Origin of the sequence: Pseudomonas sp. 3296 (assembly GCF_031456615.1) — a bacterium.
In the GTDB taxonomy this organism is placed as follows: Bacteria; Pseudomonadota; Gammaproteobacteria; order Pseudomonadales; family Pseudomonadaceae; genus Aquipseudomonas; species Aquipseudomonas mucoides.
This window is the reverse complement of record NZ_JAVDUY010000008.1, coordinates 269,346-282,523: the sequence shown is the minus strand read 5'-3', so window position 1 is coordinate 282,523 and position 13,178 is coordinate 269,346. Positions and strand designations below refer to the sequence as shown.

Annotated in this window: 13 protein-coding genes; 5 read left to right on the top strand and 8 right to left on the bottom strand. The window is 60.5% G+C overall.

Annotation, left to right across the window (positions count from 1 at the left end; translation table 11 throughout):
• The first annotated feature begins 30 nt into the window (after positions 1 to 30).
• Positions 31 to 528 (top strand): transcription elongation factor GreB, encoded by a 498-nt coding sequence (gene greB, locus J2X66_RS23185; protein ID WP_123432654.1) that lies wholly within the window; start codon positions 31 to 33, stop codon positions 526 to 528.
• Between the two features lie 3 nt (positions 529 to 531).
• Here greB and J2X66_RS23180 read toward each other — a convergent pair whose 3' ends face one another.
• The 3 genes from J2X66_RS23180 to J2X66_RS23170 all read right to left on the bottom strand — a co-directional run bounded on the left by J2X66_RS23180 (position 532) and on the right by J2X66_RS23170 (position 3,048).
• Positions 532 to 840, bottom strand: coding sequence for a class I SAM-dependent methyltransferase (locus J2X66_RS23180; RefSeq protein WP_310269005.1), 309 nt, complete (start codon positions 838 to 840; stop codon positions 532 to 534).
• 248 nt (positions 841 to 1,088) lie between these two features.
• The gene (locus tag J2X66_RS23175; RefSeq protein WP_027925698.1) at positions 1,089 to 1,523 is read right to left on the bottom strand and encodes a DoxX family protein; all 435 of its coding nucleotides are present in this window, start codon (positions 1,521 to 1,523) and stop codon (positions 1,089 to 1,091) included.
• A gap of 103 nt (positions 1,524 to 1,626) precedes the next feature.
• Positions 1,627 to 3,048 (bottom strand): transglycosylase SLT domain-containing protein, encoded by a 1,422-nt coding sequence (locus tag J2X66_RS23170; RefSeq protein ID WP_310269002.1) that lies wholly within the window; start codon positions 3,046 to 3,048, stop codon positions 1,627 to 1,629.
• A 235-nt stretch (positions 3,049 to 3,283) separates the two neighbouring features.
• Between J2X66_RS23170 and J2X66_RS23165 the strand changes: the two genes are divergently transcribed.
• The 3 genes from J2X66_RS23165 (at position 3,284) to J2X66_RS23155 (ending at position 6,294) form a co-directional block, all read left to right on the top strand.
• Positions 3,284 to 4,093, top strand: a complete 810-nt coding sequence (locus tag J2X66_RS23165; RefSeq protein WP_310268999.1) for a TatD family hydrolase — start codon at positions 3,284 to 3,286, stop codon at positions 4,091 to 4,093.
• Positions 4,094 to 4,298: 205 nt separating this feature from the next.
• A complete protein-coding gene (locus J2X66_RS23160; protein WP_310268996.1) occupies positions 4,299 to 5,780 on the top strand; it encodes a methyl-accepting chemotaxis protein in 1,482 nt (493 codons plus the stop codon).
• Between the two features lie 148 nt (positions 5,781 to 5,928).
• Entirely contained in the window at positions 5,929 to 6,294 is a 366-nt protein-coding gene (locus tag J2X66_RS23155) for an Mpo1-like protein (RefSeq protein ID WP_027925694.1), read from the top strand.
• Here J2X66_RS23155 and J2X66_RS23150 read toward each other — a convergent pair whose 3' ends face one another.
• From J2X66_RS23150 to J2X66_RS23140, 3 genes are all read right to left on the bottom strand, one after another.
• Positions 6,295 to 7,092 carry a thioesterase family protein gene (locus J2X66_RS23150; protein WP_310268993.1) on the bottom strand — a complete coding sequence of 266 codons (798 nt, stop codon included), beginning with the start codon at positions 7,090 to 7,092 and terminating at the stop codon, positions 6,295 to 6,297. It lies immediately after the preceding gene.
• A gap of 235 nt (positions 7,093 to 7,327) precedes the next feature.
• Positions 7,328 to 8,095 carry a CHAD domain-containing protein gene (locus J2X66_RS23145; protein WP_310268990.1) on the bottom strand — a complete coding sequence of 256 codons (768 nt, stop codon included), beginning with the start codon at positions 8,093 to 8,095 and terminating at the stop codon, positions 7,328 to 7,330.
• 45 nt (positions 8,096 to 8,140) lie between these two features.
• Entirely contained in the window at positions 8,141 to 8,419 is a 279-nt protein-coding gene (locus J2X66_RS23140) for a hypothetical protein (RefSeq protein WP_027925691.1), read from the bottom strand.
• A gap of 225 nt (positions 8,420 to 8,644) precedes the next feature.
• On the opposite strand from J2X66_RS23140, the gene J2X66_RS23135 reads away from it, so the two are divergent.
• On the top strand, positions 8,645 to 9,685 hold the full coding sequence (locus J2X66_RS23135) for a patatin-like phospholipase family protein (protein WP_310268987.1): 1,041 nt from the start codon (positions 8,645 to 8,647) through the stop codon (positions 9,683 to 9,685).
• A gap of 36 nt (positions 9,686 to 9,721) precedes the next feature.
• On the opposite strand, the gene J2X66_RS23130 is transcribed toward J2X66_RS23135, so the two are convergent.
• Both J2X66_RS23130 and J2X66_RS23125 read right to left on the bottom strand, forming a co-directional pair.
• Positions 9,722 to 10,420 (bottom strand): response regulator, encoded by a 699-nt coding sequence (locus J2X66_RS23130; protein WP_310269294.1) that lies wholly within the window; start codon positions 10,418 to 10,420, stop codon positions 9,722 to 9,724.
• A 48-nt stretch (positions 10,421 to 10,468) separates the two neighbouring features.
• Positions 10,469 to 13,120, bottom strand: coding sequence for a sensor histidine kinase KdpD (locus J2X66_RS23125; protein ID WP_310268984.1), 2,652 nt, complete (start codon positions 13,118 to 13,120; stop codon positions 10,469 to 10,471).
• Positions 13,121 to 13,178 lie beyond the last annotated feature (58 nt).

The window sequence follows — 13,178 nt, the reverse complement described above, 5'->3', positions numbered from 1 at the left end:
CTCGAACCTTCTCAAATACAAGAAGTTGCCATGAGCCGTTATCGTCCACCCCGCCCCGCTGGCACCGCGCTGATCACCCCCGAAGGTGAAGCGCGGATGCGGGCCGAGTTTCATGAGCTTTGGCATGTTCGGCGACCGCAAGTGACGCAGTCGGTGAGCGAGGCAGCGGCACAGGGTGATCGCTCCGAGAACGCGGAATACACCTACGGCAAAAAAATGCTGCGCGAAATCGACAGCCGTGTGCGCTTTCTCACTAAACGACTGGAAGCGTTGAAGGTGGTCAGCGAAAAGCCCAGCGATCCGAACAAAGTTTATTTCGGGGCGTGGGTCACAATTGAAGACGAAGACGGCAAAGAGTCGCGCTATCGCATTGTCGGCCCGGATGAGCTGGACCTGAAACTGGGGCTGATCAGTATCGATTCACCGCTCGCCCGCGCACTGATCGGCAAGGCGCTGGACGCCGAAGTTCGGGTCCAGACGCCGACCGGTGAGCAATGCGTGTACATCGTGGCGATTGAGTATCCCTGAACCTCAGCGGCGGGTAATCAGGCCTTGTCGGGCAACACGGGTCAGTTGTTTTATCACTTGCGGCGCGTCTTCGAGGCTCGGTGATTGAATCACCGCCAGGTCAAAACTGTCGCTGGCAAATCGAGCCAGCGATTCGCCGTCTTCGACAAACTGGATCAGGAAGGCTGCAGGCCCGCCGGTACGACGTGGCCAGCCATCGAGGTAACGCAGGAGCGTCGGCTGATGTTTACCGCCAAGCAGGATTTTTGGATTGCGCTGGGTAAGGTGTGCCGTGATCGGCGCGGGACGTACTACAGGGCTAAGTGCGTTCATCGAGTCGTGTCTCTGCCTCAAAATTCTGCATGGCAGGTGAGAGGCAACACCGAACCAGCGCTTTAGCGGTATTTCGAAGCCTGTTTCAAGCTTCTATCGGCAACTGGATGAGTCACCTGGCGCCCCGCAAGTAGCTGTTTAAATCGGCGCATGGGCAACATCCTAGAGAAGCTGACCGGACAGTGTCAAGAATGACGCGCAACAAAAAAGGCCCGCGCAATGCGGGCCTTTTCGTTGAGCCAGAGCGGTCAGTCGGTAATGGCGCGGTCCAGCGACAGCTTGCCGGCACCTTCGATCAGTACCGCGATGCTGCCACCAAGCAAAGCCAGGGCGAATTCATAACCGTTGTTGGCCATGAACAGGCCGTTATGGATATGAACCGAGAAAATCGCAACCAGCGAAAGGAAGGTCAGGCCCAGCGCTGCCGGACGTGTCAGCAGACCGATGATCAACGCCAGACCACCGAAGAATTCGGTACCACCGGCCAGAATCGCCATCAGGTGACCCGGTGCCAGGCCCAGGCTTTCCATGTACTGCGCGGTGCCGGCAATGCCGTAGCCACCAAACATACCGAAGAGCTTCTGCGCGCCATGAGCTGCGAAGATGATCCCGACGACAATCCGTATCGCGGTCAGGCCGAAACCGGCGCGGGTAAACAGTACCTTGTTGATCAGTGAGCTCATGCTGTGTCATCCATTGTGAGTGTGTGTTCGTTGGGCACCATATTAATCGATAAAACAAATGTGAAAAGCGCAATAATTGCGACATAACAATCAGTTTAGTTGATTATTTACGAGAGGCCACTTTTTGTCCCTGTGGCTCCAATGACTCCCTCTCACGATCGAACGCCAGGTAATACTTGTTCACGCTATTAACATAGCTGACGGGCCCCATCCCCACCTGCTCCATGGCAATGCGCTCGACCTGGAAGAACCACTGATTGGGATTCAGGCCACGCCGTCGGGCTTCGGCGCGCATACCCTGAACCCGCTCCGGGCCAATGTTGTAGGCCGCCAGCACGAACGCCATGCGCTCGCGTTCGTTGAGCTTGGGGCTGGCGAAGAACTTGCGGCGGATCATGGCCAGGTACTTGGCCCCGGCCTGGATGTTGGCGTCGAGGTCCTGAATGTTGTTGACCCCCACTCGCTGGGCGGCAGACGGGGTGATTTGCATCAGGCCGGTGGGCCCCCCACCGTTGCGGGCGCTGGGTTGCAGCGCCGACTCCTTGAACGCCAGCGCAGCCAGATTCAACCAGTCCATGCCTTGGGCGTCGGCGTGTTTCTGCAGCACCGGTCGCAGTTTTTCCAGGCGCTGACGGTCGGCTTTGGCCAGTGGATAGTGCACTTGGTACAGCCGGCGATAGATCCGCAGAAACGCCACGTCCTGGTCCGACGGCTTCTTGTACGTCGTCAAAAAGCGATCGATGCTCGCCCGCAGCATCGACGCATCGCGGCGCACAAACCAGAACTCTTCGCCCGGTTCACTGATCAGCACCTGCTTGTCGAAGCGCAATTTAGGCAGGATCTTGCCCCAGCGCTCGGCAATCGGTTGCTCGACAATCGTCAGATGAAAGATCCCGCCCTGCACCATTTCCAGCACGTCTTCAACGGCCAGGCTGGGGTCGACCCATTCAATCTTTATCGGCGCCAACTTGTGCAGTGCGAGTTTTGAATTGATCTGGCTCACGGCATCGCCGGCCGCGCTGCCAGTGGGCAACGCCAGGGTCTTGCCCGAGAGTTGTTCGACCCGGGTGTAACGCCGCTCGCCCTTGATCCCCACCAGCACCAACGGGATATTGCTGGCGATTGGTTCGCTGCTGCTGACTGCGTGGCCAGGCTGCAAATCGAGCAACTCCCCGGGCGCGACCAGATCCCCTTCCCCGCGCTGCAAGGCGCCGAGCAGTTGATCCTTGGCTTTGGGAATGATCTTGAGGGTGACTTCCTGACCGTCGCGGGCGTGGCCGTTTAGGTATTGCTCGAAGGCGCGCAAGCGGTGGTATTCGACGCCGATGGCCTGGCCCCGGACTTCGCCGGAGCTATTGCTGCTCTGATTGACCAGCACCCGCAACACGCGGCTACTGCGAATTTCTGCCAGATCGCGCACCTTGGCCGCCGGCACGGCTTGCAGCGGCCCGGCCAGACGCGCGACCGCCGGCATCGGCAGCAGCAACGAACAGCACAGCAGTAGCAAAATCGAGGGACGTGTCATCCACTCTCCGGAAAGAATACTGGGCCGATTTCGAAAAAAATCACGAAATCGAACGTCAGAAACAGAGCGCCATGAGCGCTGGCAAAGTGCGCAAGACTGGCACAGTGATGGCACCATGACCACCCTGGCCTGTCTCGCGGCATCAAGAGACAGCTTCAACTCGTTGTAGTTCTTGGCTTTTCTTATAAATCTACAGCTCTGATATGCTTTCCGGCCTTTGGTCCGAGGTAGCACCATGCAACTCATCGATATCGGCGTCAACCTGACCAACCCCAGTTTTGCCGACAAACACCAGGCCGTACTCGACCGCGCGTACGCCGCAGGGGTTTGCCAATTGGTCCTGACCGGCACCAGTGTCGAGGGCAGCGAACAGGCTTTGGAACTGTGCCAACAGCTGGACGAAAGCGCTCAACGCCTGTTCGCAACGGCAGGCATTCACCCCCATGCGGCCAGCGACTGGAATGCTGACAGCGCGCAGCGTTTGCGCAGTCTGCTCAAGGAGCCGAACGTGGTGGCCGTGGGTGAGTGCGGGCTGGATTTCAATCGTGACTTCTCGCCACGCCCGCAACAGGAAAAGGTCCTCGAAGAGCACCTGGCGATGGCGGTCGAGTTGCAGTTGCCAGTGTTCCTGCACGAGCGCGATGCCAGCCAGCGACTGTTGGAAATCCTGCGCGATTACCGTGATCAATTGCCGGCCGCCGTGGTGCATTGCTTCACCGGCGAAAAGAAAGCCCTGTTCAGCTACCTCGACCTGGATTTGCACATCGGCATCACCGGCTGGATCTGCGACGAACGCCGGGGCACGCATCTGCATCCGCTGGTGAAGGAGATCAAACGCGGACGTTTGATGCTGGAAAGCGATGCACCGTATCTGCTGCCACGCAGCTTGCGGCCGAAGCCGAAAAACGGGCGCAACGAGCCGGCGTATTTAACTGAAGTGTTGCGGGAAGTGGCGTTGCATCGTGGGGAAAGCCAAGAAGATCTCGCCGCCCACAGCACCGACTGTGCACGAGCGTTTTTCGGCTTGCCCACAATCCCCCAGTAACCACCGATCCCCTGTAGGAGTGAGCCTGCTCGCGATAGCGCCAGCACTTTCAACATTGATGTCTCAGACAGACCGCCATCGCGAGCAGGCTCACTCCTGCAGGGGGACTGTGGTGCATGTTGATCCACATCAAATTCAGAATCTTCGATAGCGGCACAATGCTGGCACCTTGCCAATGCTGTTTCCGCTATCAGAGAAGACCTCCATGGGTGCCTGGCTTAGCAACATCTCGCTGAAATACAAATTCTGGGCGGTCAACGCGGTCGCTTTCTTCACCACCCTGTTGCTGGTGCTGTACGCCGTGCAACTCGAACAACAAGTCCGCAGTCACGCCGCGCAGGGGGCTGCCCAGGCACAGGCGCGATTGCTCAGTGCCTGGCCCGTCGGGCAACCGCTGCCCAAGGCCGACAACCTGCTGACCTTCGGACGCGGACAGGCGCCATTGTTGAACGCTCAGCCACTCCTGGAACTGACGGACAGCCACGGCTGGGTCGAGATCCACCCGATGCCGCTGCTCGGCGACAACCCGTTGATGGGTGCCGAGGTGTTCACCCGCCCCGACGGTCAGCAAGTCGCGGTGATCGCTTTTGGCCCGAGCCTGAGTCAAGTCTTCAGCGAACGTTTCGCCCAGTACGCGGTGGCTGTATTTATCTTGATGCTGGCGATGCTGGGCGCATCGCAGCTATTGATCCGCTTCCTGCTGAGTCAGCTCAACACCTTGAAAGACGTGATGCTCCACGTCGAAAAAACCGGCGACCTGTCGGCCCGTGTGCCGCTGGCCTGCCAGGATGAAGTCGGGCAGATGGCCAACGCCTTCAACGCGATGCAGGCCGGATACCAGCGAGTGGTCAACACCGTCGCCAGCACGGCCCGGCAACTGGATGTCGATGCTGCGCGCCTGGCTTCGAGCATGAACGAAGTGCGCCACGGCATGCTCGGCCAGCAAAGCGAAACCGATCAGGCCGCCACGGCAATCAATGAAATGACCGCCACCGTCTATCACATCGCCCAGCACGCTGGCGCCACCCGCGACCTCTCGCAAACGGCAGACAAGCTGGCGGGAAGTGGGCAGCAAGTGGTGTGTCGCGTGCAGAAGTCGATTGCCGGGTTGTCCAGCGGTGTGCAGCAGACGGCGGAGATGATTCAGCACCTGGCCGAGGACAGTCAGAAAATAAACGGCGTAGTCGGGGTGATTCATAGCATTGCCGAGCAGACCAATCTGCTGGCCCTGAATGCGGCCATCGAAGCGGCACGGGCGGGCGAAATGGGTCGGGGGTTTGCAGTGGTGGCCGATGAGGTGCGCAACCTGGCCAAGCGCGTGCAGACCTCTACCGACGAGATCACCCTGATGGTCTCCGCCTTGCAGGCCGGGACCCGGGACGCGGTGGACTTCATGCAGGAAAGCTCCTTCAAGGCCGATGATTGCGTGAAGCAGGCTCAAGAAGCTGGCGCCGCGCTGGCCGAAATCACCAGCGCCGTGGCGCAGATGCGTGAAAGCAATACGCAGATTGCGGTGGCGGCCGAGCAGCAAAGCCAGGTGGCAGAGGAGATGAATCGGGCGGTGGTGAGTATTCGCGACGTGACCGAGAACACGGTGCAGCAGACCATTAATTCTGCGACGACCAGTCATGAGCTGGCGGCATTGGCTGGGGAACTGAGTAGGGCAATCGGGCAGCTCAAGCTGTAAGGGCCCCATCGCGAGCTTGCTCGCGATAGCGTCAGCCCGGCCATCATCAATCCCTACCTATCACCCCCATAGCCAACCTCGATTCGCCGACCACCCTCCCCCCGCCTATTCTTCAATCATACGGTCAACACGGATTGAGGAGTTCAACATGGGCAAACGTCACCCCAACCTACCCGCCTGGCAATGGCGCGCGTACCCGAACAATCACCAGCACCCGACCAACCTGGTGCTGCACCTGATTGCCGTACCACTGTTCATTGTCGCGTTTCTGCTGATTGTGTCCGGGGTGTTCAGCCTGAGCCTGTTGAACATCGCCATCGGCGTGATCGGCCTTCTCGCTGCGCTGGGTCTGCAACGTCACGGTCACAGCCTGGAGGCGCAAGCCTCCGAACCGTTCAGCGATCGAAAAGATGCAGTGTCACGCTTGCTGGTCGAGCAATTCCTGACCTTCCCACGGTTTTTCCTCAGCGGCGGCTGGTGGCGCGCCTGGCGTGAGCGCCATCGTCGGCACTGATCAGGCGAAAATCGTTACCGTCTGCCGACTCATGGCGATCAACCGGCCGTCCGCGCTCCACAACTTCGCGGCCGCATGACCGTAGCCGTCTGCGGCATGCTCGGTTTCGACCAGGTATTTGCACCAGTCCAGCGTGCTCAGTTCCAGCAACGGCTGAACGAATTCGATGGTCCAGGTCAGCGTGCTGCCCATCGCGGTTTTTTTCAGGTGCGGCAGCAAGGACGGCGGCCAGGCATCCACCAGCGCGAGGATATGCGACTCGGTGACGGCCTCTTCCTTCACATCCCCACGTAACCGCACCCAACCGCCCATTTGACGGGAAGAGTTGCCGGTAAACGGCATGCCGCCGACGGCCCAGCGCATTGCCAGATGGCGCATGAACTCCGGAATCACGCCGGGGATGAAGGGCAATTCCTGACACTCGTCCCAGTGCTTCATTTCCGGAGCAGGTTCAGCCGTGATCGCCACTTCGGAAGGCCGAGAGGCACCGAAGCTGCCCTGAATCAACGTCACCACTTGCCCCTTCTGCATCGCCCGGCCCAGCACCTGGCTGACGGCTTTGCCTTCGCGCAAGACATCGACTTCAAAGCTGACCGGCACTTCAGGCTCGACCGGTCCGACAAAGGTGATCGCCAGCGAACGCACCGGCCGGTCTGCCGGGACTTTTGCGCGCATGGCCTCGAATTGCAACGCCGCCACCAGGCCACCAAAACTGGCCCGCCCCTGCGCCCATCCGGCTGGAATAGACAGCTCCAGCGGTTGCTGGCGGACGGCGTCGAGCAGATCGCAAAAGCGCATGAAGACCTCGGAAAAGGGAAAAGGAGAGGAGGATCTTAACCAGCCAGCGATGGGGATACAGCACCTGTTCCGGCCAAAAGTACTGACAGAAGAGCCGCATACTAGATTCCATACTCAACACAAAACCCTGTAGGAGTGAGCCTGCTCGCGACAGCGGCATGACAGCCAACATCACTGTTGAATGTCACGGCCTCATCGCGAGCAGGCTCACGCCTACATTTGATTTGCGGGGTTTTCAGGATTTGAAGCAGCGGGCGCTGAGTTTGTCGAGGACACGGTCGGCGCGGGCTTCAGCGTTAGCCATGGTGGTTTTCCAGACCGCGACACAAGGCTGCAAGTCCGCCTCCTCTTGCGCCCTGGCCAGCCATTGCCAACTGTCGTGCCAATCTCCCAAAGCCCCCTGTGCCGATTTCAATCGGGCCAAGGCAGCCTTCGGCAAGCGGTCCAATTCGGGATAGGCCTCGATGCCGTAGCGCACACGCTTGATCAACAGGCGCAAGCGATGACGGTCGTGGGCCGGGTCGTGCAGGGCAACGTCGAGTTTCTTCCATTGTTTGCCCAAGCGTTTTTCAATGCGTTTGCGCAGACCCTTGAGCAAACCCTGGCGCTGGGACGCGCGCAAAAAACGCGGAAAGGCATCAATGATCATCAGCAACTGCGCCAGCTCGGCACTGACCGCCACCGCTGGATACGCCTCGGCCATCAACGTCATGCGCCGGTGGGCGGCTTCGGGTTGACCGTGCTCGAGCAGGTACGCCGCCAGCACTTCGCGATCACGCAACGGCGTGGTCAGCTCGCCGACCCGGGACGCCGCCGCTTCCACCTGCTCGACACCGGGCAGGCCGCGCAAGGGGCGCAAGAGGCTGCGCAAACGGCGAACCGTGGTGCGCAGGTCGTGCAACGCTTCAGGGTCAGTGCGGGCAGTCAAACGCGCCTGACAGGCCAACAAGCGGACTTCAAGGCCCAGGACATGGGCCACCAACCGATCAACCAAATCAGACATCGCTTACTCCCTGAATCGAGTGTCCCTTTTTACCCGCGTCATGCCTCAACGGCCTGCACGCGACTCCCGAATATAGAAGCGCGCTTTCTCGGCTTTGCTGGTGCAGCCTTCGTAGGCTTCGAATTGTTGCTGGGTCTTGGCGCCGGTCAGTAACGACAGGGCCTTGGAGTAGCTGACAGTCCCGGCGAAACCTTCGGCCTTGGCCAAGTCTAGCTCATGCCACGCGGCGTCAATCTGGCTGCCGCAGCTTTCGCGGTAAGCCGTTTTGCCGGCACAACCGGCGAGCGCCAGCGCAATCAAAGGTACGCAAATCCAGGCTTTCATCAATACCACCTCAAGATAGGTCAACAGTCGTGCAGGTAAGACGGCCCGGCGCGGGAAAAGTGCCTTGGCCGCTCGAAGCAAACTCACTATAGCGCGGGCAAGAATAGCCAAGTGCCGCCATGGAGTGTCGAAAAAACGACGCCATCGGCCTATCGAGCGACCATGGCGATTGAAGCCCACCCCTTGATAGGTGCATTGTTGAACCTTGTCAGACGAGGGCGATTCATGAAAAAGCGTATCGCACTGGTACTGGGCTCAGGCGGAGCCCGAGGTTATGCCCATATCGGTGTCATTGAAGAGCTCGAACGGCGCGGTTACGACATCGCCTGCATTGCCGGTTGTTCCATGGGAGCGGTGGTTGGCGGAATTTATGCGGCGGGCAAACTTGACGAGTATCGCAACTGGATCGAAAGCCTGGATTACCTCGATGTGTTGCGCCTGGTGGACGTCAGCTTTCGGCTTGGCGCGATTCGCGGTGAGAAGGTCTTCGGGCAGATCCGCAAGATCGTCGGCGAGATCAATATCGAGGACTTGCGCATTCCCTACACGGCCGTGGCCACGGACCTGACCAACCAGCAGGAAATCTGGTTCCAGGAAGGTTGTCTGCATCAGGCCATGCGCGCCTCGGCGGCGATCCCCAGCCTCTTCACTCCGGTGATGCAGGGCAACCGGATGCTGGTGGATGGCGGCATTCTCAACCCTTTGCCAATCGTGCCGGTGGTGTCGAGTCATTGCGACCTGATCATCGCGGTCAACCTCAACTCCACCAACCAGCGTCACTATCAATTACCTGTTATCCAGCGTCCTCCGGCATTCAAGAGCCGTTTCGACAGCCTGATCAATTCACTGGGCTCGAAGTTGCCGTTCCGACGCAAACAGGCCGAGCAATTACTGCTGCTGGAAAAGGAAGCGTTGATGGCCGAAGCGGCTGACATCAACCCCTGGATCGAATCCGCCGAACCCGAAGCCCAGCAACCTGCCGCCGCCCCGGAACGCGATGGCGCGCCGAAGTCGGCCACCGGTTCGTTCATCATCGATAACGTTGGGCCGGCGTCTTTGCTGGACCTGATCAACCAGAGCTTCGAGGTGATGCAGACGTCACTGGCGCAGTACAAGATTGCCGGTTACCCGCCGGACATCCTGATCAACGTACCGAAAAGGGTTTGCCGGTTTTTCGAGTTTTACAAGGCGCCGGAGTTGATCGCGCTGGGTAGGGAAATTGCTCGGGATACGCTGGATCGGTATGAGAGTGAGCGGGATTCCTGAGGTTCTCGCGAAGGGGCCAGATCAGGCAAAGCAGATCTAAAGCCCACCCTCACTCAACAACCGATACCCAACCCCCGCCTCAGTCACGATAAACCGCGGCTGAGTCGGATCATCCACCAGTTTCTGGCGCAAATGTCCGACCACAATCCGCAGGTAATGACTGTCCTCGGTATGGGTCGGCCCCCAGATATCCTTGAGCAGTTGCTGCTGGGTAATCACCCGTCCCGGATGCCGCGCCAGTTGCGCCAGCACCGCGTACTCCTTGCGTGTCAGCGCCACTTCGACGCCATCGAGCAGGACCCGCCGATAAGCCAGGTCCACGGTCAACGGCCCAAACGTCAACGCCGCCTGCTGGGCTTCACCGACTGGCGCCTGGCGCAACAAAGCACGCACCCGCGCCAGAAACTCCTGAATGCCAAAGGGTTTGGTCACATAGTCATTGGCGCCGCCATCGAGTGCTTCGACTTTCTGCCCTTCACTCGCACGCACCGACAGCACCAGCACGGGCACCGTCGACCATTCACGAAACTCGCGCAGCACTTGCTGGCCGTCCATGTCGGGTAAACCGAGGTCGAGCACCAGCAAATCCGGTTTGTTCAGCGCCGCTTGCGCCAAGCCTTCGGTGCCGGTACCGGCCTCCAGCACTTTGTAGCCTTGGGAGACCAGACTGATGCGCAGGAATTTGCGGATTTGCGGTTCGTCGTCGATGACCAAAATGGTCGCGGTCTGGCTCATGGTTTCTGATCGCGGCATGGGGATGTCCAAAGGGTATCAGGCTTCACTTCAGCGCTCACTTTCAAAGGCAGGTTGTTCCTGCAAGGGCAAGTGAAGCGTGATGCACGTTCCGCGGCCCTCAATGCCGTCAGCGACGCTGATCCGACCGCCATGCGCACCGACCATGCCCTGACAGATCGCCAGCCCCAGCCCGGTGCCCTGCCCGCCCCGATCACCGCGCGCAGCGGTGTAGAACATGTCGAAAATCTTTGCCCGTTCCTCCTCCGGAATGCCCGGCCCCTCATCACTCACCGAGAAAAACAGCTCGCCATCCTCGACACCGGCGCGCAATTGCAGACGCCCATGTGCCGGTGAGAATCGCGCGGCGTTTTCCAGCACGTTGACCAGCGCCTGCTCGATCAGCGCCGCGTGGACATACAGCAGCGGCAACTGCGGCGGCACGTCGGTGCTGACCTGCAACGGCGCCAGCACGGCGCGCAGTCGATTGAGTGAACTGCCGACGATGTCGGCCGGCGACACCCAATCACGCGCCAGCTTCAGCGCGCCGTGACCGAGACGGGTCATGTCCAGCAGGTTCTGGATGTAGCGATCCAGCCGCTCGGCTTCGTCGCGGGTGCCTTCGAGCAACTCCTTGCGATCCTCCAGCGGAATGGCTTCACCGAGGGCCAACAGGCTGTCGATGCTGCCGCGCATGGACGTCAGCGGCGTGCGCAGGTCGTGGGACACCGACGCCAACAGTGCGCTGCGCAGTTGCTCGGTTTCGCCGTGCAGTCGCGCCGCTTCGAGGTCTTCGGCCAATTGCGCCCGAGCCAACGCCTGGGCCAGCGGTTGGCTCAATGCGGTCAACAAACGCCGACGCTGACCGCTTAAGGTCTGGCCTTCTTTGGCGCACACGCCCATCAATGCCAACGGCCCGTCTTCCACCGATAACGGCCACCACCACCAACGCCCCATTGGCAATGTTCCGGTGCCTGCACCAGCGGGTTGATCGTGTTGCCAGGCCCAATCGGCGGCCGCGCGTTCAGCTTCGGAAAACTCTATCGGGCCGCCAGTTTCGACTTTCCAGCCACCCTGCCCGTCTTGATTGAGCAGGCACAGCTGCAAGTCACTCCAGCCGTTGAGGTGCTGTGCAGCGGCGCTGATCACGGCTTGGCGATCAGTGGCGGCCGTCAGTTTGCGCGACAGGTCGAGCAGTTCGGTGGTCTCTTCCTGGGTGTCACGCAGTGCCTGCAATTGCCGACGTTGCCGCGCCGCGAGGTTGCCGGTAAGCGCCGCCATCAGCAGGAAGAACAGCAAGGTCAGCACGTCTTCTTCGCGCTGGATGGCGAAAGAAAAATTCGGCGGAATGAACAGAAAGTCGTAGGTCAGAAATGAAAGCGCCGCACAGGCCAGCGCCGGACCGAGGCTGCTGCGCACCGCCACCAGCAACACGGCGGCGAGAAACACCAGCGAGATATTGGGCAGCGGCAAAATACTCGCCACGCCCCACGCCAACGCACTGGCCAAAACGGTCGCCACCAGCGCCAGCGCGTAGTCAAACCACACCAGCGATTGTGCCGAACGCTGGCGCGGTTGTTGCGGTAAATCATCGCTGTCGAGGACGTTGATTTCCAGCCCCCGCGCATCGCGCAGCAAGCGTGACGCCAAGCCCCCACCGAACAAGCGCCGACGCAACCGCTGCCGGGACTGGCCGACCAGCACCAGACTGGCGCGGCGTTCGGCGGCGTGCTGGATCAGGGTCTTCGCGACTTCACCGGCGCGCAGCAACACCACTTCGCCACCGAGGCGCTCGGCCAATTGCTGGGCACTTTGCAGACGCAGGCGCGATTGCTCGTCACGCACGCTGCCGTTGTCGACATGCACCAGGCTCCACGGCAGATGCCGACGCTGGGCAACGCGACTGGCGTGACGCACCAGCCGCTCGGCCTGAGCATCGCCATCGACACCCACCAACAAACGGCCGCGTACCGCTGGCGCCGCTTGACCGAGTTGGCGATAACCCTGGGCCAGGTCATTGTCGACCTGCGCGGCAGCGGTTTGCATCGCCATTTCGCGCAGGGCGGTCAGGTTGGTCTGGGTGAAAAACGCGTCGATGGCCGCCCGCGCCTGCTCCGGCACGTAGACCTTGCCGTCGCGCAGACGCTCAAGCAATTCCCTGGGTGGCAGGTCGATCAGCAGCAGTTCGTAGGCTTCTTGCAGCACCCAGTCCGGCAGGGTTTCACGCACCTGCACACCGGTGATGCCGCGCACTTGATCGTTGAGACTTTCGAGGTGTTGGACGTTGACCGTGGTGTAGACATCAATGCCGGCGGCGAGCAATTCCTGGATGTCTTGCCAGCGTTTGGTATGGCGGCTGCCGGGGGCGTTGCTGTGGGCCAGTTCATCGACGAGCACCAGTTTCGGCTTGGCCGCGAGCAGGCCGTCCAGGTCCATTTCTTCGAGCATCACGCCCCGGTATTCCGAGCGCACCAACGGCTGTTGCGGCAAGCCGCCGAGCAGTGCTTCGGTTTCGGCGCGGCCATGGGTTTCGACCACGCCGGCAATGACTTTGACGCCCTGGCGCAGCTGGGTATGAGCGGCTTGCAGCATGGCGTAGGTTTTGCCGACACCGGGCGCAGCGCCGAGGAACACCTTGAGCCGGCCACGGCCATCGCGGGGCAAGTCTGCTAACAACGCGTCGGCGCGGCCGGAGTCACTCATGCTTGAAGCTCTCTTTTTTAGATATTGATGTGGTGATTATTCGGCCTGCTCGCGAATG

Coding starts and splice junctions, on each gene's coding strand:
- J2X66_RS23160 (WP_310268996.1), top strand. CDS start 4,299: ATGGGTGCCTGGCTTAGCAACATCTCGCTGAAATACAAATTCTGGGCG.
- J2X66_RS23135 (WP_310268987.1), top strand. CDS start 8,645: ATGAAAAAGCGTATCGCACTGGTACTGGGCTCAGGCGGAGCCCGAGGT.
- J2X66_RS23125 (WP_310268984.1), bottom strand. CDS start 13,120: ATGAGTGACTCCGGCCGCGCCGACGCGTTGTTAGCAGACTTGCCCCGC.
- J2X66_RS23150 (WP_310268993.1), bottom strand. CDS start 7,092: ATGCGCTTTTGCGATCTGCTCGACGCCGTCCGCCAGCAACCGCTGGAG.
- J2X66_RS23140 (WP_027925691.1), bottom strand. CDS start 8,419: ATGAAAGCCTGGATTTGCGTACCTTTGATTGCGCTGGCGCTCGCCGGT.
- J2X66_RS23165 (WP_310268999.1), top strand. CDS start 3,284: ATGCAACTCATCGATATCGGCGTCAACCTGACCAACCCCAGTTTTGCC.
- J2X66_RS23170 (WP_310269002.1), bottom strand. CDS start 3,048: ATGACACGTCCCTCGATTTTGCTACTGCTGTGCTGTTCGTTGCTGCTG.
- J2X66_RS23145 (WP_310268990.1), bottom strand. CDS start 8,095: ATGTCTGATTTGGTTGATCGGTTGGTGGCCCATGTCCTGGGCCTTGAA.
- greB (WP_123432654.1), top strand. CDS start 31: ATGAGCCGTTATCGTCCACCCCGCCCCGCTGGCACCGCGCTGATCACC.
- J2X66_RS23175 (WP_027925698.1), bottom strand. CDS start 1,523: ATGAGCTCACTGATCAACAAGGTACTGTTTACCCGCGCCGGTTTCGGC.
- J2X66_RS23180 (WP_310269005.1), bottom strand. CDS start 840: ATGAACGCACTTAGCCCTGTAGTACGTCCCGCGCCGATCACGGCACAC.
- J2X66_RS23155 (WP_027925694.1), top strand. CDS start 5,929: ATGGGCAAACGTCACCCCAACCTACCCGCCTGGCAATGGCGCGCGTAC.
- J2X66_RS23130 (WP_310269294.1), bottom strand. CDS start 10,420: ATGAGCCAGACCGCGACCATTTTGGTCATCGACGACGAACCGCAAATC.